Genomic DNA, 26,430 nt, shown 5'->3' on the forward strand with positions numbered 1-26,430 from the left:
TTTACTCATAACGTAATGCTTCCGCCGGCTCAGTTTTTGCCGCACGATAAGCTGGATAAATGGTTGATAATAAAGATAACAATAAAGAAAAGGCTATCACAATAATGACTTGCACAGGCTCAATGGATGTTGGCAAGAAAACACCGTTAGGATTGACCGCACTTAAAATTGCCCCAAGGTTTAAGGTAATTAATACGCCCAGTACGGCACCAATCAACGTGCCCACTAGTCCCACCAATAAACCTTGATAAATAAAGATCGAACGCACTTGTGATTTAGTCACACCTTGCGTTTGCAAAATGGCGATTTCCCCTTGTTTATCCACCACCATTAAACTTAATGAGGTCACAATATTGGAAATCGCAACAACAATAATTAAACTAATCAACAAGCCCATCATATTTTTTTCCATACGAACGGCTTGGAAAAACTCCCCTTTTTGGACACGCCAATCGCTGATATGACTCTCTTTAAAATAACTCGGCAATTCTGTGATTTGGAAAGGATCATCCAGGAATAAACGATAGCCTTGAGCCTCACCTGGTTGAATACGCATTAGGCGACCAATATCCGCTAAATTAGCAAAAACTTCATAACCTGACGCTTCACCATAATCATAGTAAATCTCACTCACGGTAAATAAACGCTGCATCGGCACACGACCAAATGGGGTGTATTGGCTGTTTTCCGTAATCATTAAGCGAACTTTATCGCCCACCGCTAAACCTAATTTTTGAGCCAGATTATCGCCAATAATTAGCTTGAACTCACCTTGCGGTAAAAGTTGATTAAATTGGCTAGGATCGAAACCTTCCAGTAAAGGATCATCTAAAAAAGACTGAATACCAATTACTTGTCCGGCACTCACGCCTTTTGCTGTTTGAAACACAACATTTGTCGTATTAATTGGCACGGCTTTTTGCACAAAGTGCGGTGTATTTTCAAGCGGTTTTGCTGCCGAAATAGGCGCTTCTTGGCTAACAATCGCGTGAGGAATGCTCGAAAGCACCTGTTGTTTTTGATAGCCTTCTAAGCCATTCATGACAGAAAGCACAATAATCAATGCCATCACACCCAGTACGATGCCAAAGCTTGCCAAATTAGCAACAAGTCGCCCAAAACGATCGGCGCTTTTTGCACGCCAGTATCTCAGGGCGATGTATAAAGAAATAGGTAAATTCATTATTTTTGATTTAATTGTTGAACGAAATCTTCGATATTTTGCATCACTTTTTTCGTTAGCGTAGTTACCGCACTATCACTCGCCCAAGCAATATGAGGTGTGATAATTAAATTCGGCATCGTTTTCGCTAATTCAATCAGTGGATTGTTTTTCTCAGGTGGTTCTTTCACTAACACATCTAATGCGGCACCACCTAATTGTCCTGATTTTAATGCGTCACAAACCGCTTGCTCGTCAATCAATGGACCACGACCAGTATTGATTAAATACGCACCTTTCTTACAAAGTGACAAGGTTTCTTGATTGATTAAATTTTTAGTTGTTTCAGTCAATGCACAATGCAATGTCAGAATATCGGCCTGTTTTAGCACCTCTTCAAAAGGCGTGTAACCTTCACGACAAGTTGTCGCATTTCGATGTTCAGCATACAGGACTTTCATGCCTAAAAGCTCTGCTAAACGCCCTACTTCTGTACCTAAACAGCCTTTTCCAAACACGCCTAATGTTGAACCTTTAACATCTGTAATGGGATAATCAAAGTAGCAGAACTGTTTACTCTCAGTCCATTTTCCAGTGATTTGATCACGCTGCCAACCAGCCAAGCTGTGTTTTAACGCAAAAATCATCCCCAATACGTGCTCAGGTACAGTCGTGACAGAATAACCCGTCACATTTTTAACCGTCACACCCAATTCTTTTGCTGCGTCTAAATCCACGTTATTGGTGCCTGTTGCGGTGAGAGCAATCAATTTTAATTTAGGTAGTTGTTGCAACACCTCGCGGCTTAAAATCACTTTACTGGTGATAATAATATCCGCGTCTTTTGCTCGCTCAATAGTTTGCTTCGCAGAAGTATATTCATACTCTACCCAGTTATGCGGAAAGCTTGGGCGAGGAATAGGAATATGTTTCGGAATTGCGGTGCTATCTAAAAATACGATATTCATTGTTATCTCCTTTTACAGAACAAAAGTGCGGTCAAAAACAACGCTGTTTTCAACCGCACTTCTCAATTAGATAGACGTATCTAATTCAGGGAAAGATTTCACTAAATCATCAATGGCTTTCATCTGTGAGACAAAACCTTCTAATGCCGAAAGTGGCAATGCAGAAGGGCCATCACATTTTGCTTGATTTGGATTTGGATGCGCTTCTAAGAATAAGCCTGCAATGCCTATTGCTAAGCCAGAACGGGCTAATTCGGTCACTTGTTCACGACGACCACCTGAAGCGGCACCAAACGGATCACGGCATTGTAATGAATGGGTCACGTCAAAAATAACTGGGCTACCTTTCGACACTTTTTTCATTACGCCGAAACCTAACATATCCACCACTAAATTATCGTAGCCAAAGTTCGAACCACGATCACAAAGGATGATTTTATCGTTACCACATTCTTCAAATTTATTCACGATATTACCCATTTGACCTGGACTTAAGAATTGTGGTTTTTTCACGTTAATCACCGCACCGGTTTTTGCCATGGCTTCGACTAAATCAGTTTGACGAGCCAAGAATGCCGGTAACTGAATCACGTCCACCACATCAGCAACAGGCTGACATTGATAGATTTCGTGGACATCGGTAATCACTTTCACGCCAAAGGTTTCTTTTATCTCTTGGAAAATTTTTAAACCTTCTTCCATGCCTGGACCACGGTAAGAATGAATTGAAGAACGGTTAGCTTTATCGAAAGATGCCTTAAAAACATAAGGCACACCCACCTTTTCAGTCACTTTCACGTAAGCTTCACAAACTTGCATCGCCATATCGCGACTTTCAAGCACGTTCATCCCGCCGAAAAGCACAAAGGGTTTGTCATTTGCGACATCAATATTGCCAATTTTTACAATTTTATTTTGCATAATATTTCCTTTTTAATGGATGGCATTGGCATCTTTCAATGCTTCGCCTTTCAGTTCTAAAAGTTGAGTTTTTAACAGAGAAGAAGTGGGATCATTTGGACATTGATCCACAAAATATTCCAAATCCTCAATGGCTGAAGGATAAGCGCCCATTTGCGCCAACACTAAGCCACGATCGCGAATATCGTAAGGATCTTTTCTTCCCGCTAACAAGAATTGGATATAATTAAAAGCCAAATCATTTTGTTCTTCACGAATTAAGGCATTCTTGGCGAGCTGACGGAAACGTACGGTAAGCATCGGAATATCTGCTCGAGCTAAATCCTCAGGTTGAATTTGAGCCCCAAAACCAAAGGCGCCTTCATAGAGTTTTTTCAATTCATCCACTGAAATATATTTTCCGCTCCAAGGATCTATAAACGCTACTTCACCCTCTACTTCTGCACGTAAAATCAGTTGCGTCGGGAAATTCACGGGATAAATCGGCAATTTTAAACTTGCTGCCAAATAAAGGATTAAGGCGCCAAGGCTCACTGGCATACCTTCACGTTCTTCTAAAATATACGGAAGGTATAAATTGCGAGCATAGAAATAATTATCCGCATCGCAATGAAAGCCCCAATCGCCATAAAATAGCTGCAAGAGTTGATGAATTTTAGCTTTATCATCCCATTCTTCTGGAATAGCTTGGCGAGCTTTGCGCACCAAGCTTCCAACAAGCCCTCTTATACGAGGCTCATCAAGTTGCTCTTTCTCACAAATGCTCAGATAAAAATGAGTCAGTTCAGCATATAAGGCTTTTTGATCGTATTTCATTACCGATTCCAATATCCCAACGTTACGCGCTCATTGTCGCCATAATCCCGTATGGTTGCAACCCCTTGCCAATGATTTTGCCAGAAAATTGACCGCACTTCTTCGCCCTGTTTCCAGCCGTGCTCTAACAATAAATAACCGTTATCTTTTAAATGTACTGGAGCTCGCTCAATAAGATGACGTAAATCAGCTAAACCGCTTTCACCCGCTACCAACGCCGAACGAGGTTCGAAACGCACATCACCTTGGAAAAGATGCTCATCGGTTTCATCAATATAAGGCGGATTACTGATGATAATATCAAACTGCCCTTCAACATTTTCAAACCAACTACTCTGCAAAAATTGCACCTTGAGCTGATTTTTTTCTGCATTGGATTGCGCTAATTTGACGACTTCAGGCATTAAATCAATACCAATAACATCCAATTGAATATGCTTTTTTTGACAAATAGGAGAAAGCTCAGAAGCCAACGCCAACGCAATGGCGCCAGTGCCGGTTCCGAGATCGAGAATACGAAAGTGCGGTGGATTTTCTTCCAGTTTTTCTAACGCAATGTGTAATGCTTTTTCTACAAGAATTTCAGTATCGGGGCGAGGAATTAATGTTCCTTCCGACACATTTAAAGGTAAGGACCAGAATTCTTTTTCACCGAGGATATAAGCGATAGGCTCGCCTTTTAAACGACGATCTAAAAGTGCGGTCAATTTTAACCGCACTTTTTCATCAATTTCCGTTTCATCGAAAGCTAAAATTTGCGTTCTTGATTTGCCCGTTGCGTGTTGCAATAGCACTAACGCATCAACTTTGCTATTCTCTGTCGGATTTATCTGATTTAAGGCTTGCACAGCATCGGCAAGCCATTGTTGATAGGTCATTAATTACTCTCAGATAACGCCGCTAATTGATCTGCCTGATATTCAGTAATAATCGGTTGAATAAGCTCGTCAATTTTGCCGTTCATCACTTCATCTAAGCGATAGAGCGTTAAGTTGATACGGTGATCTGTTACACGACCTTGTGGGTAGTTATAAGTACGAATTTTATCAGAACGGTCGCCTGAACCTAATAAGTTACGGCGGGTATCTGCTTGCTCTGCGGCTTGACGTTCTTGCTCCGCTTGAACAATACGTGAAGCCAATACAGACATCGCTTTAGCTTTATTTTTATGTTGTGAACGCTCATCCTGACATTCCACCACAATACCTGTTGGAATGTGGGTAATACGTACTGCAGAGTCTGTTGTATTAACGTGCTGACCACCTGCACCAGATGAACGGTAGGTATCAATACGTAAATCTGCTGGATTGATTTCCGGCATTTCAGATTCTGGCAATTCAGGCATAACCGCAACAGTACAAGCGGAGGTATGAATACGGCCTTGACTTTCTGTTTTTGGTACACGTTGTACACGGTGGCCGCCTGATTCAAATTTTAACTGTCCATACACGCCATCACCGCTTACTTTGACGATGACTTCTTTATAACCGCCCTGCTCGCTTTCATTTGCGCTGAGCATTTCAACACGCCAGCGTTTACTTTCTGCATAACGGCTGTACATACGGAATAAATCGCCGGCAAATATACCCGCTTCATCCCCACCAGTACCCGCACGAATTTCTAAATAGCAGTTATATTCATCATTTGGATCTTTGGGTAATAAAAGAATTTGAAGTTGTTGTTCCACGTCTTCAATTTCGGCTTTGGATTCTTCAATTTCCATTTCTGCCATTTCTTTCATTTCAGGATCATCTAACATCAATTCTGCTTCAGCAATGTTAGAATTAAGCTGATTCCAACGATTAAAACATTTCACCACATCTTCAAGTTGTGAATATTCTTTAGAATACGCACGGAATTTATCCTGATCCGAAATAACCGACGCATCGCCTAGCAATGCCTCTAATTCTTCATAACGTTCTTTTAAACTTTCAAGTTTTGCAATAATAGAATCTTTCATATCTTTCTAAAGTTAAATCCAAAAATAAAATCGGCCTATTTTAGCCGATTTTAAGGAAAATTGACAGACGCAAAATCTGCCTAAAAATGACCGCACTTTAGATGCGAGTCACATCAAATTTCGCTAAATCAATTCGATCTTCTGTACCATAAAATTGAGCCAACGCATGACGCAAGGTTTCTGCGCGTTTTGGTAAGCCTTTTTCTGCATAGGTTTTCACTTGCTCATACACCGCTTGCTTAAATGGTTGGGTATCCCCTGGATTGCCATTCAAATTATCCGCACTGGCAAAATAACGAAAACCCACCGCTGTGGCTAAAATCCATTCCAATGCTTGAGGTTTCACTTCGACCTTTTCAAAATCACGTTGACGTGCTTCAGAACGACCATCCGGCTCATACCAATAGCCAAAATCTTCTAATTTACGGCGCTCTTTCCCCGCCACTAACCAATGGGCAATTTCATGTAATGCACTGCTATAAAAGCCTCTCGCAAAGTAAATGGCGTTATAAGGCTCCTCATCATTTGCAGGAATGTAAATCGGCTCATCCCCACCTTTAACCAATCGCGTATTATATTCTTCTTCAAAACATTGATTAAAAATCGCAATGATATCCTCAAGTTTGTGTTCCATGCTTTCTCCAAATATTTTTATAAATAACGCCTCTTAAAAGATCTGAGAATTATCTCATTTTTAATGTTTTTCACAAAATCTTGGGTAAATATTGGCATTTTCTCTACTATGCAGTGATGCAATAAGCCTAGCTTTAGGAGTTAAGCGGAAAGGGAAAAATAAAGCGGTCCATTGACCGCTTATATCATATATTACCGTCTACAAACATTTTCACAGGGTACTCCATCACCATCTCGATCTAAACGACCTTCACCACATTCGTTTAAATGATATTTAGCTTCTGCACATGAACTCATTTCCTTACAATATTTTCTTTCAGCACAACTAAACTGTTCAGTATTAGCTTTTTTACTTTTTGCTAATACAGGGGATGAAATAATAAAAAATGAAGAAAGGATCAAAATAAATAATTTCATTTTTTAATTCTCCGATACATACCGATCAAATGGAAACTGTGCTTTTTGTTGCTCATCATTTAGTTTACTTATGTTATTGCAATACTGCTTAACATCCGTTTCAAAATTAAAACTATGCGTATAATGCTTATTAGCTATCATTACACGCTTTAGATCTAATTTTTTTGCAAACTTTTTATCTAAATACATTTGATAGCAAATATTAGTGATAACACTTTCAAGCATGATTTTTCCGATTTTATCACGATTAAATGTTACAGAAAGAAAATCGCCTTGTAATTCTGCTCCAACGATATCAAGATCGCTCAATGCTTGTTTATATGCTACGGGAAGATTATTAGCATAAGAAAAAGATGATACTGATAAGAAAGTAGTTAAAATTAACAGTGATTTTTTCATTTGGGTTTCCTTAGATTTAGTTTTATTAAAATCAAAAATTACTGAAAAATATTATAAATATTGGAAAAATATTTAAATTCAACATTTGCCTGAAAAAGGCTTGAGTATTATCTCACTTTTAATTATCTTTCACAAAACCTTGAGTAAATAAAAAACCGTCTGAATGATCGTTTCAAACGGTTTTTTAAATAATAAAGTGCGGTCAAATTTTTAGGTGTTTTTAAACCTATCTTTAAGCCTCATCTATTTAATATCCCCCTTGGGCGCATGCCCGAAATACCGTTTGTATTCACGGCTGAATTGGCTAGGTGACTCGTAGCCGACTTGGTAAGCGGTTTCGGTAATGCCTCGCTCTTCTTGTGCGATCAGTCGTCTGGCTTCCATCAGACGTAAGGATTTTTGATATTGCAGTGGTGAAAGGCTGGTTATCTTCTTAAAATGACTATGAAAGCCAGACAGCGACATACCACATAGATTTGCCAAGGTTTCCACGGTGATGGTTTCACTAAAATGTTGTTGCAGATAGTAGGTGGCTTGGGCGATTTTTTTGGTATGCGATCCATTGCTTACCATGGCTTTAAATTTGCCACCTTGTTCGCCTGTAAGGAGTCGATAATATATTTCTTGTTGGATAAGGGGTGCAAGAAACTCAATATCTTTTAGATTTTCGTGCAAGAGTAATAAGCGTTCAACGGCATTTTTGAGAGATTCATCCAAATGCCATTGTGCAAAACCTTCGTCGCCCTGTTGAACATCATCTGCAAGGTTTGGATTTGCTAATAAAATCTTGCTAACGCTTTCAATATCAATTTTCATCGACATCACTAAAAACGGCTTTTGCGGCTCTGCATATTTAATCTCGCCACGCATCGGTATGTTTACTGGGCAAAACATAAAATGTTGATTATCAAATCGGTAGCATTGTTCGCCTAGCTGCACTTCACGTTCCCCACTTAACACGATGCAAATGCTCGGTTCTTGAATAATACCCTCATAGCAAAACGGCTGATCGGCATGGCGAATCACCAAGCCTTTAATTGGAGATGAATAGGTTTCGTTATGTGGAATAACTTTTAATAAGCGTTCTATCGTTTCAGTTGAGAACATAGTTTTGTAGGAATAGGCAAGTAATTTGGATAAATCATATAACACTTCATATTGCCGTTCAATATAATGAACTCACTTTCAACGGCAGTACGCCAAAACATTTAACCAATATTGAATTGAGGACAATATCATGAAAATTTTCTACAAAACATCAGCAACAGCAACCGGCGGACGTGATGGTCGTACCCAAGTGGACGATGGTTCAATCAGCTTTGATTTGGTTTCATTTCAAAATGACGGCACCGGAGCTGATGAAAAACACCAACGCACCGAGTATGGCAAGCACCGCCGCACCGACGAAAAACGGCCGCATGGGGTGGGTGAAAAACTTATTCATGGTTTGGCTTAATTCTGCATGAAGATGCTTTCGGATATGGATTTATTGGGCGGACAGGGTTGTATCTTGTATTGAAGAAGCAAGCCGAAGGTTTGTCAGATACTCAAATGCCCGTATCATTCATATTATTGATATTATTGTTTGAATTGTATTATTTTCAATAATAATAAATAACCCTAAACCAATATAAATAACAGCCATTATCCAACGACTAAACTTCTCTACAATTTCACCAACACCTGAAATATTAGCCAATCTTTGTGCTGTATATACTAAAACAAAAATCAATATTAAAAATACAAGAAGAGTAACTAATAAGTCGACAAGATCTAAAGTCACAAAGTAAGGAACAAAAAGTCCAATATTATCTGCACCACAACTAGCAACTGTAACCAAAGCAACAATACCGACTAATTTTGACAACCCTTTTTCATCCAATTCTTTTTTAGCTCTTTTTTCGCCCTCACAATCGTCGTAAATAGCAACTTTAATACCTAAGTAAATCGGTATTAAACCTAATAAACCCAACACCCATTTTTCCGGAACATAATTCAAAACAAAAGCTAGAAATAAACTAACTAATATTAAAATTACAGAACCTAAATATTGTCCGATATAAATATCTCGATATTCTTTTCTAGTATTTGCTCTAGCAAAAAATATTAATAGTATTACCAACAAATCTACTGCTGTAGCAATATATAAAACAGCAGCAGTAATCACAGTCGAAAACATAAAGCACCTCATAATGAATCCCCTGCCCCCTTGGCACCACGGCTTTTTCAAAAACCGAATCGCGTTCGGATAACAGATTCGTATCTTTCGCTAAAGAGGCAAGCCTGCGGCTTGCTTACCCTCTCCCTAGCCCTCTCCCACGGGGAGAGGGAATTGGGCTGTCGAGCCTGAACATTTTCAGGTTTACCTGACATCTGATTCCCAATTCTACGGCTCTCTGATCACCAAGCCTTTAATTGGAGATGAATAGGCTTCGTTATGTGGAATAACTTTTAATAAGCGTTCTATCGTTTCAGTTGAGAACATAGTTTTGTAGGAATAGGCAAGTAATTTGGATAAATCATATAACACTTCATATTGCCGTTCAATATAATGAACTCACTTTCAACGGCAGTACGCCAAAACATTTAACCAATATTGAATTGAGGACAATATCATGAAAATTTTCTACAAAACATCAGCAACAGCAACCGGCGGACGTGATGGTCGTACTCAAGTGGACGATGGTTCAATCGGCTTTGATTTGGTTTCATTTCAAAATGAAAGCGGCAAACACGGTACAACCCCTGAGCAGCTTTTTGCCATGGGCTATGCGGCCTGCTTTGATAGCGCAATGAACCATGTAGCACCGACACTCGGCTTGAAACCCACAACATCTTCTACCACTGTCGGCGTGGGCATCGGTCAAAAACCTGATGGTGCATTCGGTTTGGATTTGGATATTACGATTACCGTAGCAGGTTTGACTGAAGATGAGGCGCGCAAATTGATTACTCGTGCTCATGAAGTTTGCCCTTACTCTAACGCTACTCGTGGCAATGTCGATGTACGCTTACATGTGAATGTTATTCAATCGTTTGATTTGTAAAACAACGGCTGTTTTAATACATCAACCCATTATTTTGAAAAGGAAAATATTATGACTGCTTACGTTATCTTTATTCGTGATGAAATGAAAGACCAATCCGCTTATGACCACTATTTACAACTTGGCGTGCCAACTCTTACGCCTTTTGGTGGAGAGATTTTAGTAGCAAATGGTGAACATGAAGCTTTTGAAGGTGCAGATTTTGATGGCTCCGTAGTATTGCGTTTCCCAGATATGCCATCCGCACGAGCATGGTACAACAGCCCAGAGTATGAACAATTCAAATCCATCCGTTTAGGCGCAACAACAGGCCGCGCAATTTTAGTGGAAGGGATTAATTAACATTATTTCTTAGAAAAAGGCCGTCTGAAAATTCAGACGGCTTTTTTATAACAAAGTGCGGTCAAATTTTTAGGTGTTTTTTGTAAATTATTCTAAGAACTCAACCGCTTGTTTTTAAAACTTCACTGTTTCACCATCTTCTGGAATTGCTACATTTTCAAGCTTGTTTGCTTGGACAAATTGGCGTAAATCCTTACGGTAAACAGACATATGGTTTACTGCATCCATGTGCACTGTGATGAGTTTTGTATTTGGTAGCATTTGGCGAGCATGGGCAACATCTTGTAACCCCATAATAATACCGTCATTCGGAAAAGCTAAAGTACGTGCATCACCGGTGTTCATAATCATTACATCAGGTTTATAACGATTAATGGCTTTGTTTACTTCGGCAGTCCAAACTGTGTCACCAACCAAGTACACCGTTGGATGACCTTTCGCTTGGAATGTTACTCCCATCGCCTCATCTAAAATCTCAGCTAATTGTGGTACAGCGTACATTTCCGTTGTGCCGTGAGAACCGCCGGTTTTATTTAAAATAATACCTTCGAACTCCACCGGTTTTTCTAGCGATAAACTGGTTATGTTAGTAAAACCTTGCGCTTTGAGTAAGTCGCCATCCCGTTCATGTTGCACAAAAATTTTGATGGATTTAGGTAAAATTTTTTGTGCAACCTCATCCCAATGATCTTCATGTGTATGAGTCAAAATAATGGCATCAACATCTTTGAAAGTATCTTCTGCTTTCATCGGTAATTCCACAAGTGGATTACGCAAATGGCTATTTAATGTCCCTTCAAAGCCTGCATAACGTCCTTTTTCAGCAAGCATCGGGTCAATTAAAAAAGTTTTCCCTGCATAGTTTAGGCGACCAGTAGCATTGCGGATATGTTGGTAGCTATCAGTGTTTTTAGAGGCAAGATCTACAACGAAAGTATTTGCACTAATAGCCAATGCTGTAGTGCTAATTAAGGTTTTTAAGTTCATTGTTTTTCCTTTTCTAATACGTTATTGAATGAATAAACATATTATAGTGAGAACAAAATTGCGCAAAAATAGACGAAAAATCAATAAACGTAATAATCAGGTCATTTTTGTGCTATGCTCATATCAAAGTAGGAGAAATAAAATGAATAAACCCACAGTTGCTTTGATTGTGTATGAACAAATGATGCCCATTCATTTTGCGATGGCATATTCCGTTTTTTCTATGTCGGATTTAAACGGCAAGCCGTTATTTGAGTGTAAAATCGTTAGCGATTCGGACAACCTGACAAACTCGCTATTTCACATACATTTAGATGGAGGTTTAGAGTGGTTGGAGAATGCCGATATTGTTGTGATGACTGGATGGCATGATACTCAAGTAATGCCGAGTGAGGCTTTATTAACAGCATTACGGCAAGCGTATCAACGTGGTGCGACAGTAGTGGGGTTATGTTATGGCGCCTATGTGTTAGCGTGCAGTGGCCTACTTAACGGCAAAAAAGCAACCACACATTGGTTGGGAGATAGTGATTTTACTCGTCGCTTTCCGCAGGTGAAATGGGATTTAAATCCTATTTATTTGGAACAAGATCGACTGATTACCTCCGCAGGAACGGCAGCTTCCATGGATTGTTGTCTTTCTATTGTCCGTAAATTATATGGTGTGAAAATTGCCAATCATATTGCCCGAATACTGGTTATCCCCCCTCATCGTGAAGGCGGACAAGCACAATTTATCGAACGCCCTATTTCTCGTTCCACACCTAATCATAATATCAATGCGTTGCTTGCTTATTTAAATGAAAATCTGACCGCACTTCATTCGACTGATAGCCTTGCCGAACGTTTGTCAATGAGCCGTAGCACTTTCACCCGACATTTTCGCAAAGCAACCGGAATGTCATTAAATCAATGGTTAATTGAAGCAAGGCTACAACGAGCAAGAGAGCTTTTGGAAAGCACAGATTTATCTATTACTGATATTGCAGAACAAAGTGGATTTCATAGCGATACCGCCTTGCGTCAGCACTTCTTAAAAAAACATAAGATTTCACCGAATCGCTGGCGTAAGCAGTTTCAAATTGAGGATGTTTAGATCTTTTTATTTTAAAGTGCGGTCAGATTTTTAGGTGTTTTTGCAAATTCAATTCAAAATTAGACCGCTTGTGTGATCTAAACTCAGTCTATTCATCTTCCCTCTCTCCGTTAGGAAGTTTGATTAGAGAAAAATAAAAAAGGTGAGCCAAAATGCTCACCTTCTAAACGAATATTTCTCAATTATCAATTAACCGAATACTTTTTCCAAATGTGCTTGGTAATCAGTTAAGTATTGTTCTACTTGTGGATTTTTAATTACATCGTTACATAAGAATGTCGGCAGACGAGTCAAGCCGATAAATTCGTTGAGTTTGTGGAAGTGCATGTATAACGCATCCACACCTTTGCCTTCGAAGAAGTCGCCTTCACGAGTGAACGCTTCAATCGGCGCATTCCAAGTAAGCGAAAGCATGTGTTTTTTGCCTTGCAATAAACCACCTGTGCCATAGCCTTCAGTTGGATTTACACGATGGCGGCCATCACTGTGGTAAAGCTTGCCGTGTCCCGCGGTTAATACTTCGTCTATGTATTTTTTCACTGTCCAAGGTTCGTGCATCCACCAACCTGGCATCTGCCAAATCACGGCATCCATCCACAAGAATTTTTCGATTTCTGCTTCAACATCATAGCCAACATCAATTACAGTTTCTTTTACATTGTGTCCAAGTGCGGTCAAAACTTCTTTCGCTTTTTTGTGAAGTGTGTGGTTTAACTCACCATGTGAATGTCCGAAATCTTTACCACCGTCTAATAATAAAATATTCATCTTTGCTCCTTTAGCTGATAATTTACCGATTACTAAGCACTTTAGTAATACAACAATTTAACCAATCAATAAGCGCCAACTATTAAACGTACTACTCAAATTCGAGAGTTTGATAGAAGTTAAAAGCGCAATAAAAAAGCCTTGAAGTCATTATTTTCAAGGCTTTAAAGTCTTTCATAAGACTTGATAGGTTTATTTTGTGGTGGAGCTGGCGGGAGTTGAACCCGCGTCCGAAATTACTCTACCTTCAGTACTACACGTTTAGTCTCGTCTTTAATTTCACTTAAGCATGCGGACAGACACGCTAAACTTAAGCTAGTTTGATTCAATTTAGTGCTTCGATCCTCAAACAGCGGCTTCCACACGATCTCGTTTTAGTTTGACTCCGCTTTATCCCCGTCTTACGAGCGGAAGCTGGGGAGCGAAGGCTATGAGCAGGTTATTAAGCTGCTAAAGCGTATTGTTCGTCGTTTGCGACTATTTTTTTGCGGTTTATTTACGAGGCCTACCGCACCTCGACGTGCACCTTGGGCTTCGCTAATCCCGTCGAATCCAGAATCAGCCCCAAAATCGTTCGGCAGTTTATCAAAAAATCCAAGAAAGGAAAAGAAGCTATTTATTAACCTGATAAGTTAGGGTAAAATTTTGCCACTTTTTTATAAGGAATCGAATAATGAAAACATTAAAATCTCTGACCGCACTTTCATTAGGTGCATTATGTTTAGCATTTAACACACAAGTTATTGCAAAAGAAGCAACACCCGCAAAAGCAACACAAACCCAACAACAAGCGGTAAAAGCGAGTGATAACATCGACAAATACCTTGCCATCAATATTGGTAATCGTGAAATGGTGGTTGATGAAAATGGCCAAGCATTAAGTGCATTCAAACATGAAATCATTAATATTGGTCAAAAACCAATCAAAAACATTCAATGGGTGGGTGTGTATGTGAATAACCGCAAAGTTATTTACAGCCAAGATATGCAAATCAATTTAGAAACCCCATTACAACCGGGTAAATCCATCAATATTAATTTACAAATTCCATTTGTTCAATTGGCTGAAGATGCACGCAAAGTCTTTATGAACCAACAAGAAAAAATTGATGTTTATCCTATTGAACGCGTTATCCAGCTTGGTGATAAAACCGTTCTCTCAGATCGTTAATTCTCTTCTCTAGCCCACGTAATGTGGGCTCTTTAATAACTGTATACTTGAACAGCTATTTTCTTTTCGATATACTAAAAACACGCCTAATTTTGACCGCACTTACAGCATGAACTCCACCCGAAAAATCATTCACATTGATATGGATTGCTTTTATGCCTCTGTTGAAATCCGTGAAAATCCAACGCTACAGGGAAAACCTGTTGCGGTGGGTGGAAGTTCTCGACAACGTGGCGTACTTACCACCTGTAATTATGAAGCTCGAAAATTTGGACTACACAGTGCGATGCCTACTGCACAAGCCATCAAAAAATGCCCTAACCTGATTTTAGTGCCAGTCAATATGCCGCTTTATAAACAGGTATCCGCACAAATTCATCAAATCTTTCAACGCTATACGTCTATTATTGAGCCACTTTCCTTAGATGAAGCCTATTTAGATGTCACGGATTGTACACAATGTTCAGGATCTGCCACGTGGATCGCTCAAGAAATTCGCCAAGCGATTTTTGATGAGTTAAAACTGACCGCCTCTGCCGGTGTGGCGCCCCTTAAATTTCTTGCCAAAATTGCCTCCGATATGAATAAACCGAATGGGCAATTTGTGATTCAGCCTCATGAAGTTGAACAGTTTGTAAAAACACTGCCATTGAAGAAAATCCCTGGCGTGGGCAAAGTCACCTCTGAACGTTTATTGAAAATGGGGCTAGAAACTTGTGAAGATGTGCAAAAACTCGATCAATCTATTTTGTTAAATATCTTCGGTAAAATGGGCAAGCGAATTTGGGATTTTAGCCATGGCATTGATGATCGTGAAATTCAAGCTCATCGAGAACGAAAATCTATCGGCGTAGAACGCACTTTATCTGAAAATATTCATCATCTCGAACAAGGTATAGCGTTGCTAGATAATCTCTATGCCGAGCTTATTCGCCGTATTGAACGAAGCGCGCCGAATGTTCCCTTAACGGCTTTTCGCAAAATTGGGGTGAAATTAAAATTTGAAGATTTTCAAGTGACAACCTTAGAAAAAACTGGCTTAACTTTATCGTTAGAAAGCTTTCAGCAATTACTGGAACAAATTTGGCAGCGTAGCCATGGGAAGTCTATTCGTCTTGTAGGATTACACGTGACTTTGCCGGAAGAAAGCCATTTAGAACAAATGAGCTTGTGGTAAAACACAAAAGAAAATGACCGCACTTTTATTCATTCCATCCCGAGTAGGATAACGAAAAAACAAAAGTGCGGTCATTTTTTATGAATTTGTTGAGTTGGTCGATAAGCCGAGTTCTGTCGTGGACAATCATTCCTCTAGGCGACAAATTACTCTGCCGCTCAAGCAACCTACCCGAACTCTGGACGGGCCACCCATTGAGTTCCTATTTGGTCTTGCTACGAGTGGAGTTTACCTTGCTGCACGTTGTTACCAACGGCACGGTGTGCTCTTACCACACCCTTTCACCCTTACCGTTTTCACGGCGGTCTGCTCTCTGTTGCACTGGTCGTCGGCTCACGCCGCCCGGACGTTATCCGGCACTCTGCCCTTTGTAGCTCGGACTTTCCTCTCGTTTACTTGTCCCACTAGGTCGTGCGAACACGGTTAAGGGCTTCAATAAACCAGCGATTGTCTAACCAACTCGCGGCGTAGTATAGGGGGAATTCAAAGGGCGGTCAAATTTTCATTCTTATTTTTAATAACTTCCGTTAGAATAGCCCCATAAAACACGGTTATTTTCAACCGCACTTCTATCATAAGGATCTCCTATGAATTATTTACAAATCGCACGAGAAACCCTTTCTGTTGAAAGCCAAGCGCTCGCACAACTAAGCCAACGCTTGGATGATGAGTTTTCTCAAGTTGTGGATCTTATTCTTGCTTGCGAAGGTCGTTTAGTCATTGGTGGTATTGGTAAATCAGGGCTAATTGGCAAAAAAATGGTGGCGACTTTTGCCTCAACGGGAACCCCAAGTTTCTTCCTGCACCCGACTGAAGCCTTTCATGGCGATTTAGGTATGTTAAAACCGATCGATATTGTGATGCTGATTTCTTATAGTGGTGAAACCGATGATGTAAATAAACTGATTCCAAGTTTGAAAAACTTTGGTAATAAAATTATTGCCTTAACCAGCAATAAAAACTCGACACTTGCTCGTCATGCGGATTATGTTTTAGATATCACTGTCGAACGCGAAGTCTGTCCAAACAATCTCGCACCAACCACTTCAGCTTTAGTGACTTTAGCCTTAGGCGATGCTCTTGCGGTTTCATTAATTACGGCACGTCATTTCCAACCTGCTGATTTTGCGAAATTCCATCCGGGTGGAAGTCTTGGTCGTCGTTTGTTATGCAAAGTAAAAGATCAAATGCAAACTCGCCTACCAATTACGACACCAGAAACCAGCTTCACTGATTGTTTAAGCATTATGAATGAAGGTCGCATGGGTGTGGCATTAGTGATGGAAAATCAACAACTTAAAGGCATTATTACCGATGGTGATGTGCGCCGAGCATTAACCGCTAATGGTGCGGACACGCTTAATAAAACCGCGAAAGAATTAATGACCTCTTCACCGAAAACCATTCATGAAAATGAATTCTTAGCGAAAGCGGAAGACTTGATGAAAGAGAAGAAAATCCACTCTCTTGTTGTGGTCAATGATGAAAATAATGTTGTGGGTTTAGTGGAGTTCTCAAGCTAATGATTAACGAAAAATTAAAGAAAATTAAATTGGTCATCACCGATGTTGATGGCGTATTAACTGATGGCCTACTCCATTATGATGCAAATGGCGAAGCCATTAAAAGCTTCCATGTGCGTGATGGACTTGGTGTCAAAATGTTGATGGATGCAAGTATTCAAGTCGCCGTATTATCGGGCAGAGATTCTGCGATTCTGCGTAAGCGAATTAGTGATCTCGGAATTAAATTGTTCTTTTTAGGTAAGCTTGAAAAAGAAAGTGCTTGTTTAGATCTCATGAAACAAGCAGGTGTTACCGCAGAACAAACTGCCTATATTGGTGATGACAGCGTCGATCTCCCTGCTTTTGCAACCTGTGGCCTTTCTTTTGCTGTGGCAGACTCTGCGCCTTATGTGCAAAATGCTGTGGATTATATACTTTCACTTGGCGGCGGGAAGGGTGCATTCCGTGAAATGTCCGATATGATTTTACATGCTCAGGGAAAAGATGAAGTCTATACTTCAGCCAAAGGCTTTTTAAAATCAGTCAAAAATATGGGACAATAACACCTATAACACTATTCAAAATACCTAAAAAAATAACCGCACTTTGATGATTCAAAAGTGCGGTTATTTCTTTATATATTTTATTGATTTGCCGGTAAAGCACCCGAATTCCAAGTTGGTGCTTCAGCTGGTTTCTTCACTTGCAACATAAAGCGCTGATTTGCCGTTGCTTGCGGTTGAACGATCGTACCCGACGGAGTCGAGAACGAAATGCCCCCTTTCAACAATTGCTGTACACTACCGGTATTAAATTCAGCCCCTTTCCAACCAAGGTTGAAATCATAGCCTGATGAAACCCAGAACTCTGAATTTTTACGTACTAAATGTTGATATTTCGGTGTAATCGCAATATGTACCAACACACGATCGCCTAAAGAATTCAATTCAAACTTACGAACGGTTCCCACTTCAACACCTCGATAAAGCACAGGTGATCCTTCCGTTAAATTCATCGCATCACTGGTTTCCAAAATAAATGGCACGCCATTACTGTATTTATTTCGAGGTTGTGCGGTTTGCGCTAAATTAAACTGTGTTTTTGATGGACCTTTACCTAATTCAATATCAATGTAAGGCTGTAAAAGGCTATCTAAATTTTCAATTCCACCCGCTGAGATTTGTGGGGAAATCACTTTAAATACCGTACCTTCTTTTGCAATCATCCCCATATAACTTGGGTTAATTAATGCTTTTGCTGTGATACGATTTGTTTTTTGATCAAGGGCAATCTGCTCAACTTCACCAACATTCATACCAAGATAACGCAAACTCATTCCTTTACTTAAAGCCGTTGCATCATCTGTTATTAACGTAATCACTTGCCCCGCTGATTTAGCTCTCAATTCACTTGGATAAAGTGTTTTATTTTTGCCTGAACCCGTATTATCAAAACTAATTGCGCCTTTTAATGATCGCGCAACCGGTGAAGCCTGGATACTAATGCCTTTCGGCGTAATATCAATCTGTGCCGCACTTTCAACCCAGAATACGCTTTTATCTGTCAGAAGATCTTGATAAGCCGGATAAATATACACATCAATATCAAAATTATTGGCTTTCGGTCTTACATTAATAATTTTACCCACTTCAAACTGACGATAAAGCACGACAGAACCTTTGCTAATACTTGGCAAATTAGTGGAATGTAGCACAATACTTGGATTCACTAAGTTGCCTGTAACGCCTGTTTCTGCACTGCTAATATCCTTATAAAGTGGATAAGTGGAATGTGGTGCACCACTTCCTTTCTTCGCTAATACACGAACGCCACCTTGCAGCCATTTTGATGGTGTCGCAGATTCAAAACGTAAGCCATCAATCCCCAAACTCACATCAAAATTAGAGGCAGCCACAAATTGTGTATTTTCATGAATAAGATTGCGATACTCTGACGCAATCGCCACTTCAAATTTTACCCCATCAACATTTAAGTGCTGCTTCACAATTTGACCAATGGCAATATTGTTATAAAACACGGATTGCCCTTCTGCAATCCCATAAGTCTCTGGCGCTGTTAAAGTTAAAACCAACGTATTTGGTGCCTTGAGCAATAACTCATTTTCTCGAATGACTTCGAATTGCGTTTTGCTTTCTCCACTTCCTGGAATAATTTCGAAATAATCACCACGGAAGAATTTCTGAGGATTAGCAATATCGCCTAAATCTAACTTACGATTTTTTAACACAATACGAGTATTCGTTTTTAAGAGGTTAGCTTGGTTTGGATCGATTAATAATGTGCCTTTTAAAATTTCTTCATTATTTTCGTCCGCACTTAAAGATGAAAGAAGGCCCACTTGCTCATCACCATAATAAACAGTGGTTTGCCCTGCATCTAAACCTGCAGTCACAGGAATAGTCACCTCAACTTCAATCCCGCGTTTAGCTGCTTGCAAGTTAGAATAAAGTGTATAGTGGCTATTGGTCACAGCTTGTGGGCTATTTGGCGGTGAATCAAATGATACCGCACCTTGGACCACTGAATTTAAACTATCAACCTCTACATTCACACCTGATGCATTAATATTGGCGTTGATACCACTGATATTCCAAAAACGTGAATCTTTCTTCACAAAACGAGCAAAGGCTTTATCAATCACTACATCAATTTCAACTTTATTCTCTTTATTGAAGCGATAATCATAAATTTTCCCGACTGGCATTTTTTTGAAATACACAGAAGCACCAATCGAAATTGATCCTAAATCATCTGAAATTAAATGAATTAATAAATCCCCAGGATTGACTTGTGCAATAGGGCCTTGCTCTTCTGCAATAAATTCATCTTCTGAATCACCATCACCTGGTTGTAGGGTAATATAATTTCCTGAAACCAAAGAATCTAAGCCTGAAATACCTGCAAGAGACACACTTGGCTGAACAAGCCAGAACTTGGTATTCTCTTTTAACACTTCTGTTGCTTCAGAATAAATATTTGCCTCAACTTTCACTTTTTGCATATTGTCGGTAAAGTTAACCTTCTTCACGACACCAATTTGCAAACCTTGATAGCGAATAGGGGTTTTATCTGCAACCAACCCTGCCCCATTAGAGAACGTGATCGTAATAGTCTTTCCTCGTTCTTGTACAATTTGGAAAAATAAAATGGCACCAATACATAATGCGATAAAAGGTAACAACCAAAACGGTGAGATGCGTTTATTCTTACGTAATAACGCTTCTACATTGTTAGATTGCTCATCAATAGATTGAGATTCTGGTTTATTGTTTTCTGTCATAAATTTTCCAAATTAATCGACTATCAAACTGAGAAGTTGAAATCATAGTTAAAAACACTGCTGCACCGAAATAAAATGCCGCAGGGCCTACGGTAAAATTAATAATCTGTCCACGTGTCACTAAAGACATCATCAAGGCTAACACAAAAAGATCCAGCATTGACCAACGTCCTACAAAGTGAATGATATGTAATAGCCGCATTTGCCATTTAATTGAATGTCTCCATTTAAAATGCACGCTTGCCAGTAAATACAACATAATCAGGATTTTGCTTACGGGCACAAAAATACTGGCGAAGAATACCACGAAAGCAACAAAATAGCTGCCCATGCTTATAAATGACATTACACCCGACATCAAGGTATCTTGTGACAAACTTCCTGTCAAATAAACGCCAGATATTGGGAGCAAGTTTGCAGGGAAAAGCATGATAATCCCCGCCACTAATGTTGCCCAAACACGTTGTAATTTTACACTCTCTGGTATTTCAATAAGCGATGCACAACGTGGGCAAATGGCTCGATGACGGTGATCGTATTGTTGATCTTCTTTTAAAAAAGTGTAATCGCAAGCGGTACAAAGCTCTAACGGTTTATCACTTTTGGTAACCGGTTTCTGATCGGGATAAAAATCATGCCATAAATCATCTAAATTAATTTTAATGAATAATAACGTGGTTAAAAGTGCAGTAAAAACAAAAGCAATTAAATACACATCTACTTCTAATGTGGCATATTCACGCACTTTAAACATGGTAACACCCAGTGCAACTAAATAGACGTCAAACATGACCCAAGGCTTAATATATCCTACAAATAATAAAACATTACGAGGCTTAATTTTGAGTAATTTAGAAAGCTGCAACATAATGACTAAAATCGCAAAAGATACAGGCATTAAAACAGCACAGATAAAAATCATAAATGCAGTATAGGAATATCCCTCTACTGCCATTTTCCAAATCCCTTTCCAAACAGAAGCATCAATTTTAGTACCTAGTAAATCTAAGCTTAATAAAGGATAGCCTAAAGCAAATGGCATTAAAATTAAGATAGAAAGGGCGATTAATGAACAACGTTTAAGTGACCAACGACTTCCTGATTGCAATTTATGATGGCAACGCGGACATTGCGCGTGTTCCCCTTCTTGCGGACGACGAACAGACACTGTTGCATCGCATCCTATGCAACGCACTAGTCTATAAGTGGCATGAGTAAAATCAGGTGTTTTTGTCATTATGTTTTCAGAAATTATAAAAGTGGATTATTTTAGCCTGAATTAAGGGGATTTGTGAAGTTATTCATTAGAATTAGAAACGGAATTATTCTGTCCAACCATTGTCAATCCTTATAAAAGTGCGGTAAACTGTGCAAGTTTTTATTTTTTTATCCTAGGAAAACTCAGAAATGACAGATTCTCAAGTTGAAGCCCAAGTTGAAAATAATGCTGAAGGCGTTCAAAAATTAACTGATACAAAAGCGATCATTGCATATCTTGTGGAAAAATTCCCACTTTGCTTTATTGCAGAAGGTGAAGCTAAACCATTAAAAATTGGTCTTTTCCAAGATCTTGCTGAAGCATTAAAAGATGATGAACGTGTCAGCAAAACTCAATTACGTCAGGCTTTACGTCAATACACCTCCAACTGGCGCTATTTACATGGCTGTCGCGAAGGTGCTGAGCGTGTGGATTTATACGGCAACCCTGCTGGTGTATTAGACGCAGAACATGTTTCTCATGCGACTCAACAATTAGCAGATGCAAAAGCTAAATTTGCAGAAAAACGCAAAGCAGAATTAGCAGCCAAAAAAGCACAACAAAAACGACCTGCTCGTAAACCAAATTCAAATCAAGCAACTCGCAAACCAAAAGCCCCGCAAGTAAAACTAAGTGCGGTTGATTTCACAACACTTTCTGCAGGTAGCAAAGTGAAAGTGAAAGTAGCAGAACAAGCGAAAAATGCGACCGTATTAAATGTGGAAAAAGATGGCGCACGCGTAGAACTTGAAAATGGTTTAGTGATGACAGTCACCGCAGATCGTTTATTTGCCTAATAATTTATTTCTTATCGGGAAAGGTTAAATGAAATTACATACAACCAAAAGTCTTATTGCGACAGCAATTTTAGGTGCGTTATTTCTTCATTCGTCTGACACATTTGCCGTGCAGCCGAAATTAAAGCAAAGCGATATTACGACTCCTTCGGCAACTGATGCAAATCAGTTAGCAACAAAGCGTGCAACAACACGTTTAACCCAATCACATTATCGTAAATTTCAGCTTGATGACGCCTTTTCCGAAAAGATTTTTGATCGTTATATTAAAAGTTTAGATTACAGCCATAACACCTTTTTAAAATCAGATATTGATGATTTACGTGCTAAATATGGTTCTAAATTAGATGATCAACTTAATGAAGGCGATCTTTCTGCGGCATTTGCTATTTACGATCTGATGATGAAACGCCGTTATGAGCGTTATGCTTATGCATTATCTTTATTAGATCAAGAACCTGATTTAAAAGGTAATGATCAAATTGAGATCGATCGTGAAAAAGCTGCGTTCCCAGCAACGGAAGAAGAAGCGAATAAGCTTTGGGAAGAACGCGTCAAAAATGATGTAATCAGCCTGAAATTAAAAGATAAAAAATGGCCTGAAATTAAAGAAAAACTCACTAAACGTTACAATTTAGCGATTCGTCGATTAACTCAAACTAAAGCAGATGATATTGTTCAGATTTATATTAATGCCTTTGCTCGAGAAATAGACCCACATACAAGCTACCTTGCGCCACGTACTGCAAAAAGCTTTAATGAAAGCATGAACCTTTCTTTAGAAGGGATTGGTGCAACATTACAATCTGAAGATGACGAAACCAGTATTAAGTCTTTAGTACCAGGTGCACCGGCTGAACGCAGTAAGAAATTGCAAGCGGGCGATAAAATCATTGGTGTGGGCCAAGAAAAAGGCGAAATCGAAGATATTATCGGTTGGCGTTTAGAAGATATCGTTGACAAAATCAAAGGTAAAAAAGGAACAAAAGTTCGTCTTGAAATTGAACCTGCAAAAGGTGGGAAAAGCCGTATTGTCACTTTAGTTCGCGATAAAGTCCGTATTGAAGACCAAGCAGCAAAACTTACAGTTTCTAAAGTAGATGGTGAAACTGTTGGTGTCATTAAAATTCCAAGTTTCTATATTGGCTTAACTGATGATGTGAAAAAATTATTAGTAGATGCTGAGAAGAAAAAAATTGGCGCTTTAATTGTGGATCTTCGTGAGAATGGCGGCGGTGCATTAACAGAAGCCGTGGCATTAAGCGGTTTATTCATCACTGATGGTCCTGTGGTACAAGTACGAGATGCGTATCAACGTATTCGTGTACACGAAGATGATGACAATGCTCAACAATATAAAGGACCATTGTTGGTAATGATTAATCGTTTCAGTGCATCAGCCTCTGAAATTTTTGCTGCGGCAATGCAAGATTACAATCGTGGTATCATTATTGGGCAAAATACCTTTGGTAAAGGTACCGTACAACAAAGTCGTTCATTAAACTTTGTTTATGATTTAGACCAAACACCACTTGGTGTATTGCAATATACTATCCAAAAATTCTATCGAATTAATGGTGGTTCAACCCAATTAAAAGGTGTCGCTGCAGATATTAATTTCCCTGAAATTATTGATGCCAAAGAAATTGGTGAAGAAAAAGAAGACAACGCATTACCTTGGGATAAAATTCCACCGGCGACTTATTCTGAAACCAATAAAGCACGTAAAGATGTTGAAGCATTAAATGAAAAACATCTAGAGCGTATTGCAAAAGATCCTGAATTTATTGCTTTAAATGAAGATCTTAAAATCCGTGATGAACGTCGCGAGCGCAAATTCTTATCATTGAATTTCCAAGAGCGCAAAGCGGAAAATGATAAAGATGATGCTAGACGTTTAAAAGATCTCAATGATCGTTTTAAACGTGAAGGTAAAAAAGCATTAAAAGATATTGATGATTTGCCAAAAGACTATGAAGCACCTGATTTCTTCTTAAAAGAAGCGGAAAAAATGGCAGCTGATTTAGTTAAACTTAATGCGAATCAACAAAAAGTGGATGCTGAAATAAAACAAGAAGCGGCAAAAGCAACAAAATAACGATTATTTTGACCGCACTTTGGCAGATGAAAAAAACTGAAGTGCGGTTATTTTTTATGAATATTTTTAAAGGTACAGCAATGTTAAAAGGAACAATGAAATTAAGCGCATTAGTCTTATCATTATCAATGATGACGTCAGGTTGTGCATTAGCTGAATGGGCCAAAACAGTTGGACAGCCTCAACAAGCCGAAAATAAAGGCGTTGATATGTCTAAATTAAATCCAGAAGAGCGAGCAAAACTTGAAGCTGAAATCAAAGAAGATCAAGCTCGTCTTGCCGCTGAAAAGCAAGCGATGCTAGAGATGTCATTAACGCATGAAATTGGTGAACAAAATCTACAGTTCAAACCAATTTTGGCTAAATTATATGCCGATAATAAATATGACCTAATGTGGAAAGACAAGGCGGCTGAGAAACAATTCCTACGTGAATATGCAGCCATGGTGGCATCAGGTATTTCTAAACGTTCAGCTCAATCGTTAGTCAATTTACATAACGCTGAAAAAACGGGCGGGCTCACCTATGATGCATTGTTAAGTGATGCTTTCCTTGATTACTTGTATTATAGCAAGAACGTAAATCAGCAAGCACAACGTTGGTTATACGCAACGAATGCTTATAAACCAGAATTACCAAATCAAGAAATTATTGACCAATGGCAAAGTGCGGTTAAAAACAATGAAGTTTCTGGTTTTGTAAACGGATTATCTAACCATAATCGTTTATACCGTGAAACCGTACAAGCACTTCCATCGATGATTTCAGCTTCAGGTATTTCTGCAATGGGTAAAAAACTTGCTCTTAATGCACAACGTTTACGCGTTATTCCGGATTTTGAAAATGGAATCTTTGTTAATATTCCAAGCTATCAATTGAAATATTATCGTGATGGCAAAGCAATTTTAGAATCACGCGTTATTGTAGGGAAAAATGAACGTCGTACACCGGTGATGTACAGCCGTTTGAGCAATGTAGTTGTTAATCCACCTTGGAATGCTCCTACACGTTTAATCAATGAAGATATTTTACCGAAATTAAAACGTGACCCAGGCTATGCGGCAGCACACAACTACTCTATTTTGGATAGTAAAGGCAACACTATCGATCCTTACTCAATTAATTGGAGTAGCATTGGTGATAAATTCCCGTACCGAATTCGTCAAGCAGCTGGCGACAGTGCATTAGGTAACTATAAATTTAATATGCCAAGCTCTGATGCGATTTATCTTCACGATACACCAAATCATAGCTTATTCAGCAAAAAAGACCGTGCATTAAGCTCAGGTTGTGTACGTGTAGAAAAATCCGATCAACTTGCATCTATTCTGTTACAAGAAGCTGGTTGGTCAGAAGATAAAAAACGTAACGTTTTAGAAAGTAAGAAAACAACGTCTGCAAACATTCGTACAAATGATCCTGTATTCTTATATTATGTGACTGCATGGGTTGAAAACGGCCAAACACAAGTTTTACCGGATATTTATAAATACGACGATGCCGCGACTTTTAATGGTATTGACTGGGCAGTTGTAAAAAAATATCTTTAAACAATGTTCGCGCTAGAACTTTTTAAAGAAAAAGTTGTCTAGGGTGAGAGATGGGTA

At 39.1% G+C, this 26,430-nt stretch carries 27 protein-coding genes and 2 other RNA genes; 11 read left to right on the plus strand and 18 right to left on the minus strand.

The window, feature by feature from the left end:
- Window position 1 precedes the first annotated feature (1 nt).
- From HMPREF3020_RS02760 to HMPREF3020_RS02805, 10 genes are all read right to left on the minus strand, one after another.
- A complete protein-coding gene (locus tag HMPREF3020_RS02760) occupies window positions 2–1,183 on the minus strand; it encodes a lipoprotein-releasing ABC transporter permease subunit (RefSeq protein ID WP_070775464.1) in 1,182 nt (393 codons plus the stop codon).
- Entirely contained in the window at window positions 1,183–2,130 is a 948-nt protein-coding gene (locus HMPREF3020_RS02765) for a 2-hydroxyacid dehydrogenase (protein ID WP_070775465.1), read from the minus strand. Before HMPREF3020_RS02765 ends, HMPREF3020_RS02760 begins: the two co-directional genes overlap by 1 nt.
- A gap of 66 nt (window positions 2,131–2,196) precedes the next feature.
- The gene (gene kdsA, locus HMPREF3020_RS02770) at window positions 2,197–3,051 is read right to left on the minus strand and encodes a 3-deoxy-8-phosphooctulonate synthase (protein WP_070775466.1); all 855 of its coding nucleotides are present in this window, start codon (window positions 3,049–3,051) and stop codon (window positions 2,197–2,199) included.
- Between the two features lie 12 nt (window positions 3,052–3,063).
- Window positions 3,064–3,867 carry a SirB1 family protein gene (locus HMPREF3020_RS02775; RefSeq protein ID WP_070775467.1) on the minus strand — a complete coding sequence of 268 codons (804 nt, stop codon included), beginning with the start codon at window positions 3,865–3,867 and terminating at the stop codon, window positions 3,064–3,066.
- Window positions 3,867–4,745 carry a peptide chain release factor N(5)-glutamine methyltransferase gene (gene prmC, locus HMPREF3020_RS02780; RefSeq protein WP_070775468.1) on the minus strand — a complete coding sequence of 293 codons (879 nt, stop codon included), beginning with the start codon at window positions 4,743–4,745 and terminating at the stop codon, window positions 3,867–3,869. Before prmC ends, HMPREF3020_RS02775 begins: the two co-directional genes overlap by 1 nt.
- Complete coding sequence (prfA, locus tag HMPREF3020_RS02785; RefSeq protein ID WP_054419993.1) at window positions 4,745–5,827, minus strand: peptide chain release factor 1; 1,083 nt, start codon at window positions 5,825–5,827, stop codon at window positions 4,745–4,747. The genes prmC and prfA overlap by 1 nt, the downstream gene beginning before the upstream one ends.
- Before the next feature lie 97 nt (window positions 5,828–5,924).
- Window positions 5,925–6,461, minus strand: a complete 537-nt coding sequence (locus tag HMPREF3020_RS02790) for an elongation factor P hydroxylase (RefSeq protein WP_070775469.1) — start codon at window positions 6,459–6,461, stop codon at window positions 5,925–5,927.
- Window positions 6,462–6,652: 191 nt separating this feature from the next.
- Complete coding sequence (locus tag HMPREF3020_RS02795; protein WP_070775470.1) at window positions 6,653–6,877, minus strand: excalibur calcium-binding domain-containing protein; 225 nt, start codon at window positions 6,875–6,877, stop codon at window positions 6,653–6,655.
- Between the two features lie 3 nt (window positions 6,878–6,880).
- On the minus strand, window positions 6,881–7,276 hold the full coding sequence (locus tag HMPREF3020_RS02800; protein ID WP_070775471.1) for a hypothetical protein: 396 nt from the start codon (window positions 7,274–7,276) through the stop codon (window positions 6,881–6,883).
- Window positions 7,277–7,519: 243 nt separating this feature from the next.
- The gene (locus HMPREF3020_RS02805) at window positions 7,520–8,428 is read right to left on the minus strand and encodes an AraC family transcriptional regulator (protein ID WP_257281732.1); all 909 of its coding nucleotides are present in this window, start codon (window positions 8,426–8,428) and stop codon (window positions 7,520–7,522) included.
- Between the two features lie 85 nt (window positions 8,429–8,513).
- Here HMPREF3020_RS02805 and HMPREF3020_RS09410 point away from each other — a divergent pair, with 85 nt between their 5' ends.
- Window positions 8,514–8,732: an OsmC family protein gene (locus HMPREF3020_RS09410; RefSeq protein ID WP_070775472.1), complete on the plus strand. Its 219-nt coding sequence runs from the start codon at window positions 8,514–8,516 to the stop codon at window positions 8,730–8,732.
- 108 nt (window positions 8,733–8,840) lie between these two features.
- Here HMPREF3020_RS09410 and HMPREF3020_RS02815 read toward each other — a convergent pair whose 3' ends face one another.
- Together HMPREF3020_RS02815 and HMPREF3020_RS09415 are read right to left on the minus strand one after the other, a co-directional pair.
- Window positions 8,841–9,455 carry a CadD family cadmium resistance transporter gene (locus HMPREF3020_RS02815; RefSeq protein ID WP_003766668.1) on the minus strand — a complete coding sequence of 205 codons (615 nt, stop codon included), beginning with the start codon at window positions 9,453–9,455 and terminating at the stop codon, window positions 8,841–8,843.
- A gap of 207 nt (window positions 9,456–9,662) precedes the next feature.
- The gene (locus HMPREF3020_RS09415) at window positions 9,663–9,806 is read right to left on the minus strand and encodes a hypothetical protein (RefSeq protein ID WP_257281737.1); all 144 of its coding nucleotides are present in this window, start codon (window positions 9,804–9,806) and stop codon (window positions 9,663–9,665) included.
- An 85-nt stretch (window positions 9,807–9,891) separates the two neighbouring features.
- On the opposite strand from HMPREF3020_RS09415, the gene HMPREF3020_RS02820 reads away from it, so the two are divergent.
- Both HMPREF3020_RS02820 and HMPREF3020_RS02825 read left to right on the plus strand, forming a co-directional pair.
- Window positions 9,892–10,323 (plus strand): organic hydroperoxide resistance protein, encoded by a 432-nt coding sequence (locus HMPREF3020_RS02820; protein ID WP_070775473.1) that lies wholly within the window; start codon window positions 9,892–9,894, stop codon window positions 10,321–10,323.
- Window positions 10,324–10,374: 51 nt separating this feature from the next.
- On the plus strand, window positions 10,375–10,665 hold the full coding sequence (locus tag HMPREF3020_RS02825; protein ID WP_049371215.1) for a DUF1330 domain-containing protein: 291 nt from the start codon (window positions 10,375–10,377) through the stop codon (window positions 10,663–10,665).
- Between the two features lie 114 nt (window positions 10,666–10,779).
- Here HMPREF3020_RS02825 and HMPREF3020_RS02830 read toward each other — a convergent pair whose 3' ends face one another.
- Window positions 10,780–11,652, minus strand: a complete 873-nt coding sequence (locus tag HMPREF3020_RS02830; RefSeq protein WP_049367486.1) for an MBL fold metallo-hydrolase — start codon at window positions 11,650–11,652, stop codon at window positions 10,780–10,782.
- Window positions 11,653–11,794: 142 nt separating this feature from the next.
- Between HMPREF3020_RS02830 and HMPREF3020_RS02835 the strand changes: the two genes are divergently transcribed.
- Window positions 11,795–12,748, plus strand: a complete 954-nt coding sequence (locus HMPREF3020_RS02835) for a GlxA family transcriptional regulator (protein ID WP_049371217.1) — start codon at window positions 11,795–11,797, stop codon at window positions 12,746–12,748.
- A 189-nt stretch (window positions 12,749–12,937) separates the two neighbouring features.
- Here HMPREF3020_RS02835 and HMPREF3020_RS02840 read toward each other — a convergent pair whose 3' ends face one another.
- A complete protein-coding gene (locus tag HMPREF3020_RS02840; protein WP_070775474.1) occupies window positions 12,938–13,516 on the minus strand; it encodes an NAD(P)H-dependent oxidoreductase in 579 nt (192 codons plus the stop codon).
- Window positions 13,517–13,716: 200 nt separating this feature from the next.
- Window positions 13,717–14,082, minus strand: a transfer-messenger RNA (tmRNA) gene (gene ssrA / locus HMPREF3020_RS02845).
- 107 nt (window positions 14,083–14,189) lie between these two features.
- Between ssrA and HMPREF3020_RS02850 the strand changes: the two genes are divergently transcribed.
- Together HMPREF3020_RS02850 and dinB are read left to right on the plus strand one after the other, a co-directional pair.
- Complete coding sequence (locus HMPREF3020_RS02850) at window positions 14,190–14,687, plus strand: hypothetical protein (protein ID WP_070775475.1); 498 nt, start codon at window positions 14,190–14,192, stop codon at window positions 14,685–14,687.
- 109 nt (window positions 14,688–14,796) lie between these two features.
- Window positions 14,797–15,864, plus strand: a complete 1,068-nt coding sequence (gene dinB / locus HMPREF3020_RS02855; RefSeq protein ID WP_070775476.1) for a DNA polymerase IV — start codon at window positions 14,797–14,799, stop codon at window positions 15,862–15,864.
- A gap of 86 nt (window positions 15,865–15,950) precedes the next feature.
- Here dinB and rnpB read toward each other — a convergent pair.
- Window positions 15,951–16,327: RNase P RNA component class A (gene rnpB, locus HMPREF3020_RS02860), an RNA gene on the minus strand.
- A 124-nt stretch (window positions 16,328–16,451) separates the two neighbouring features.
- On the opposite strand from rnpB, the gene HMPREF3020_RS02865 reads away from it, so the two are divergent.
- Together HMPREF3020_RS02865 and HMPREF3020_RS02870 are read left to right on the plus strand one after the other, a co-directional pair.
- Window positions 16,452–17,387, plus strand: a complete 936-nt coding sequence (locus tag HMPREF3020_RS02865; protein ID WP_070775477.1) for a KpsF/GutQ family sugar isomerase — start codon at window positions 16,452–16,454, stop codon at window positions 17,385–17,387.
- Complete coding sequence (locus tag HMPREF3020_RS02870; protein WP_070775478.1) at window positions 17,387–17,932, plus strand: KdsC family phosphatase; 546 nt, start codon at window positions 17,387–17,389, stop codon at window positions 17,930–17,932. The genes HMPREF3020_RS02865 and HMPREF3020_RS02870 overlap by 1 nt, the downstream gene beginning before the upstream one ends.
- Window positions 17,933–18,012: 80 nt before the next feature.
- Here HMPREF3020_RS02870 and HMPREF3020_RS02875 read toward each other — a convergent pair whose 3' ends face one another.
- Together HMPREF3020_RS02875 and HMPREF3020_RS02880 are read right to left on the minus strand one after the other, a co-directional pair.
- Window positions 18,013–20,670 carry a PqiB family protein gene (locus HMPREF3020_RS02875; RefSeq protein WP_070775479.1) on the minus strand — a complete coding sequence of 886 codons (2,658 nt, stop codon included), beginning with the start codon at window positions 20,668–20,670 and terminating at the stop codon, window positions 18,013–18,015.
- Window positions 20,654–21,907, minus strand: a complete 1,254-nt coding sequence (locus HMPREF3020_RS02880; RefSeq protein WP_070775480.1) for a PqiA/YebS family transporter subunit — start codon at window positions 21,905–21,907, stop codon at window positions 20,654–20,656. The genes HMPREF3020_RS02875 and HMPREF3020_RS02880 overlap by 17 nt, the downstream gene beginning before the upstream one ends.
- A 170-nt stretch (window positions 21,908–22,077) precedes the next feature.
- Here HMPREF3020_RS02880 and proQ point away from each other — a divergent pair, with 170 nt between their 5' ends.
- The 3 genes from proQ to HMPREF3020_RS02895 all read left to right on the plus strand — a co-directional run bounded on the left by proQ (window position 22,078) and on the right by HMPREF3020_RS02895 (window position 26,373).
- Window positions 22,078–22,725, plus strand: coding sequence for an RNA chaperone ProQ (gene proQ / locus HMPREF3020_RS02885; RefSeq protein WP_049368979.1), 648 nt, complete (start codon window positions 22,078–22,080; stop codon window positions 22,723–22,725).
- 28 nt (window positions 22,726–22,753) lie between these two features.
- Window positions 22,754–24,823, plus strand: a complete 2,070-nt coding sequence (prc, locus tag HMPREF3020_RS02890; protein WP_070775481.1) for a carboxy terminal-processing peptidase — start codon at window positions 22,754–22,756, stop codon at window positions 24,821–24,823.
- 80 nt (window positions 24,824–24,903) lie between these two features.
- Complete coding sequence (locus HMPREF3020_RS02895) at window positions 24,904–26,373, plus strand: L,D-transpeptidase family protein (RefSeq protein WP_070775602.1); 1,470 nt, start codon at window positions 24,904–24,906, stop codon at window positions 26,371–26,373.
- Window positions 26,374–26,430: the final 57 nt, after the last annotated feature.

The organism is Haemophilus sp. HMSC068C11, assembly GCF_001815355.1.
GTDB lineage: Bacteria > Pseudomonadota > Gammaproteobacteria > Enterobacterales > Pasteurellaceae > Haemophilus_D.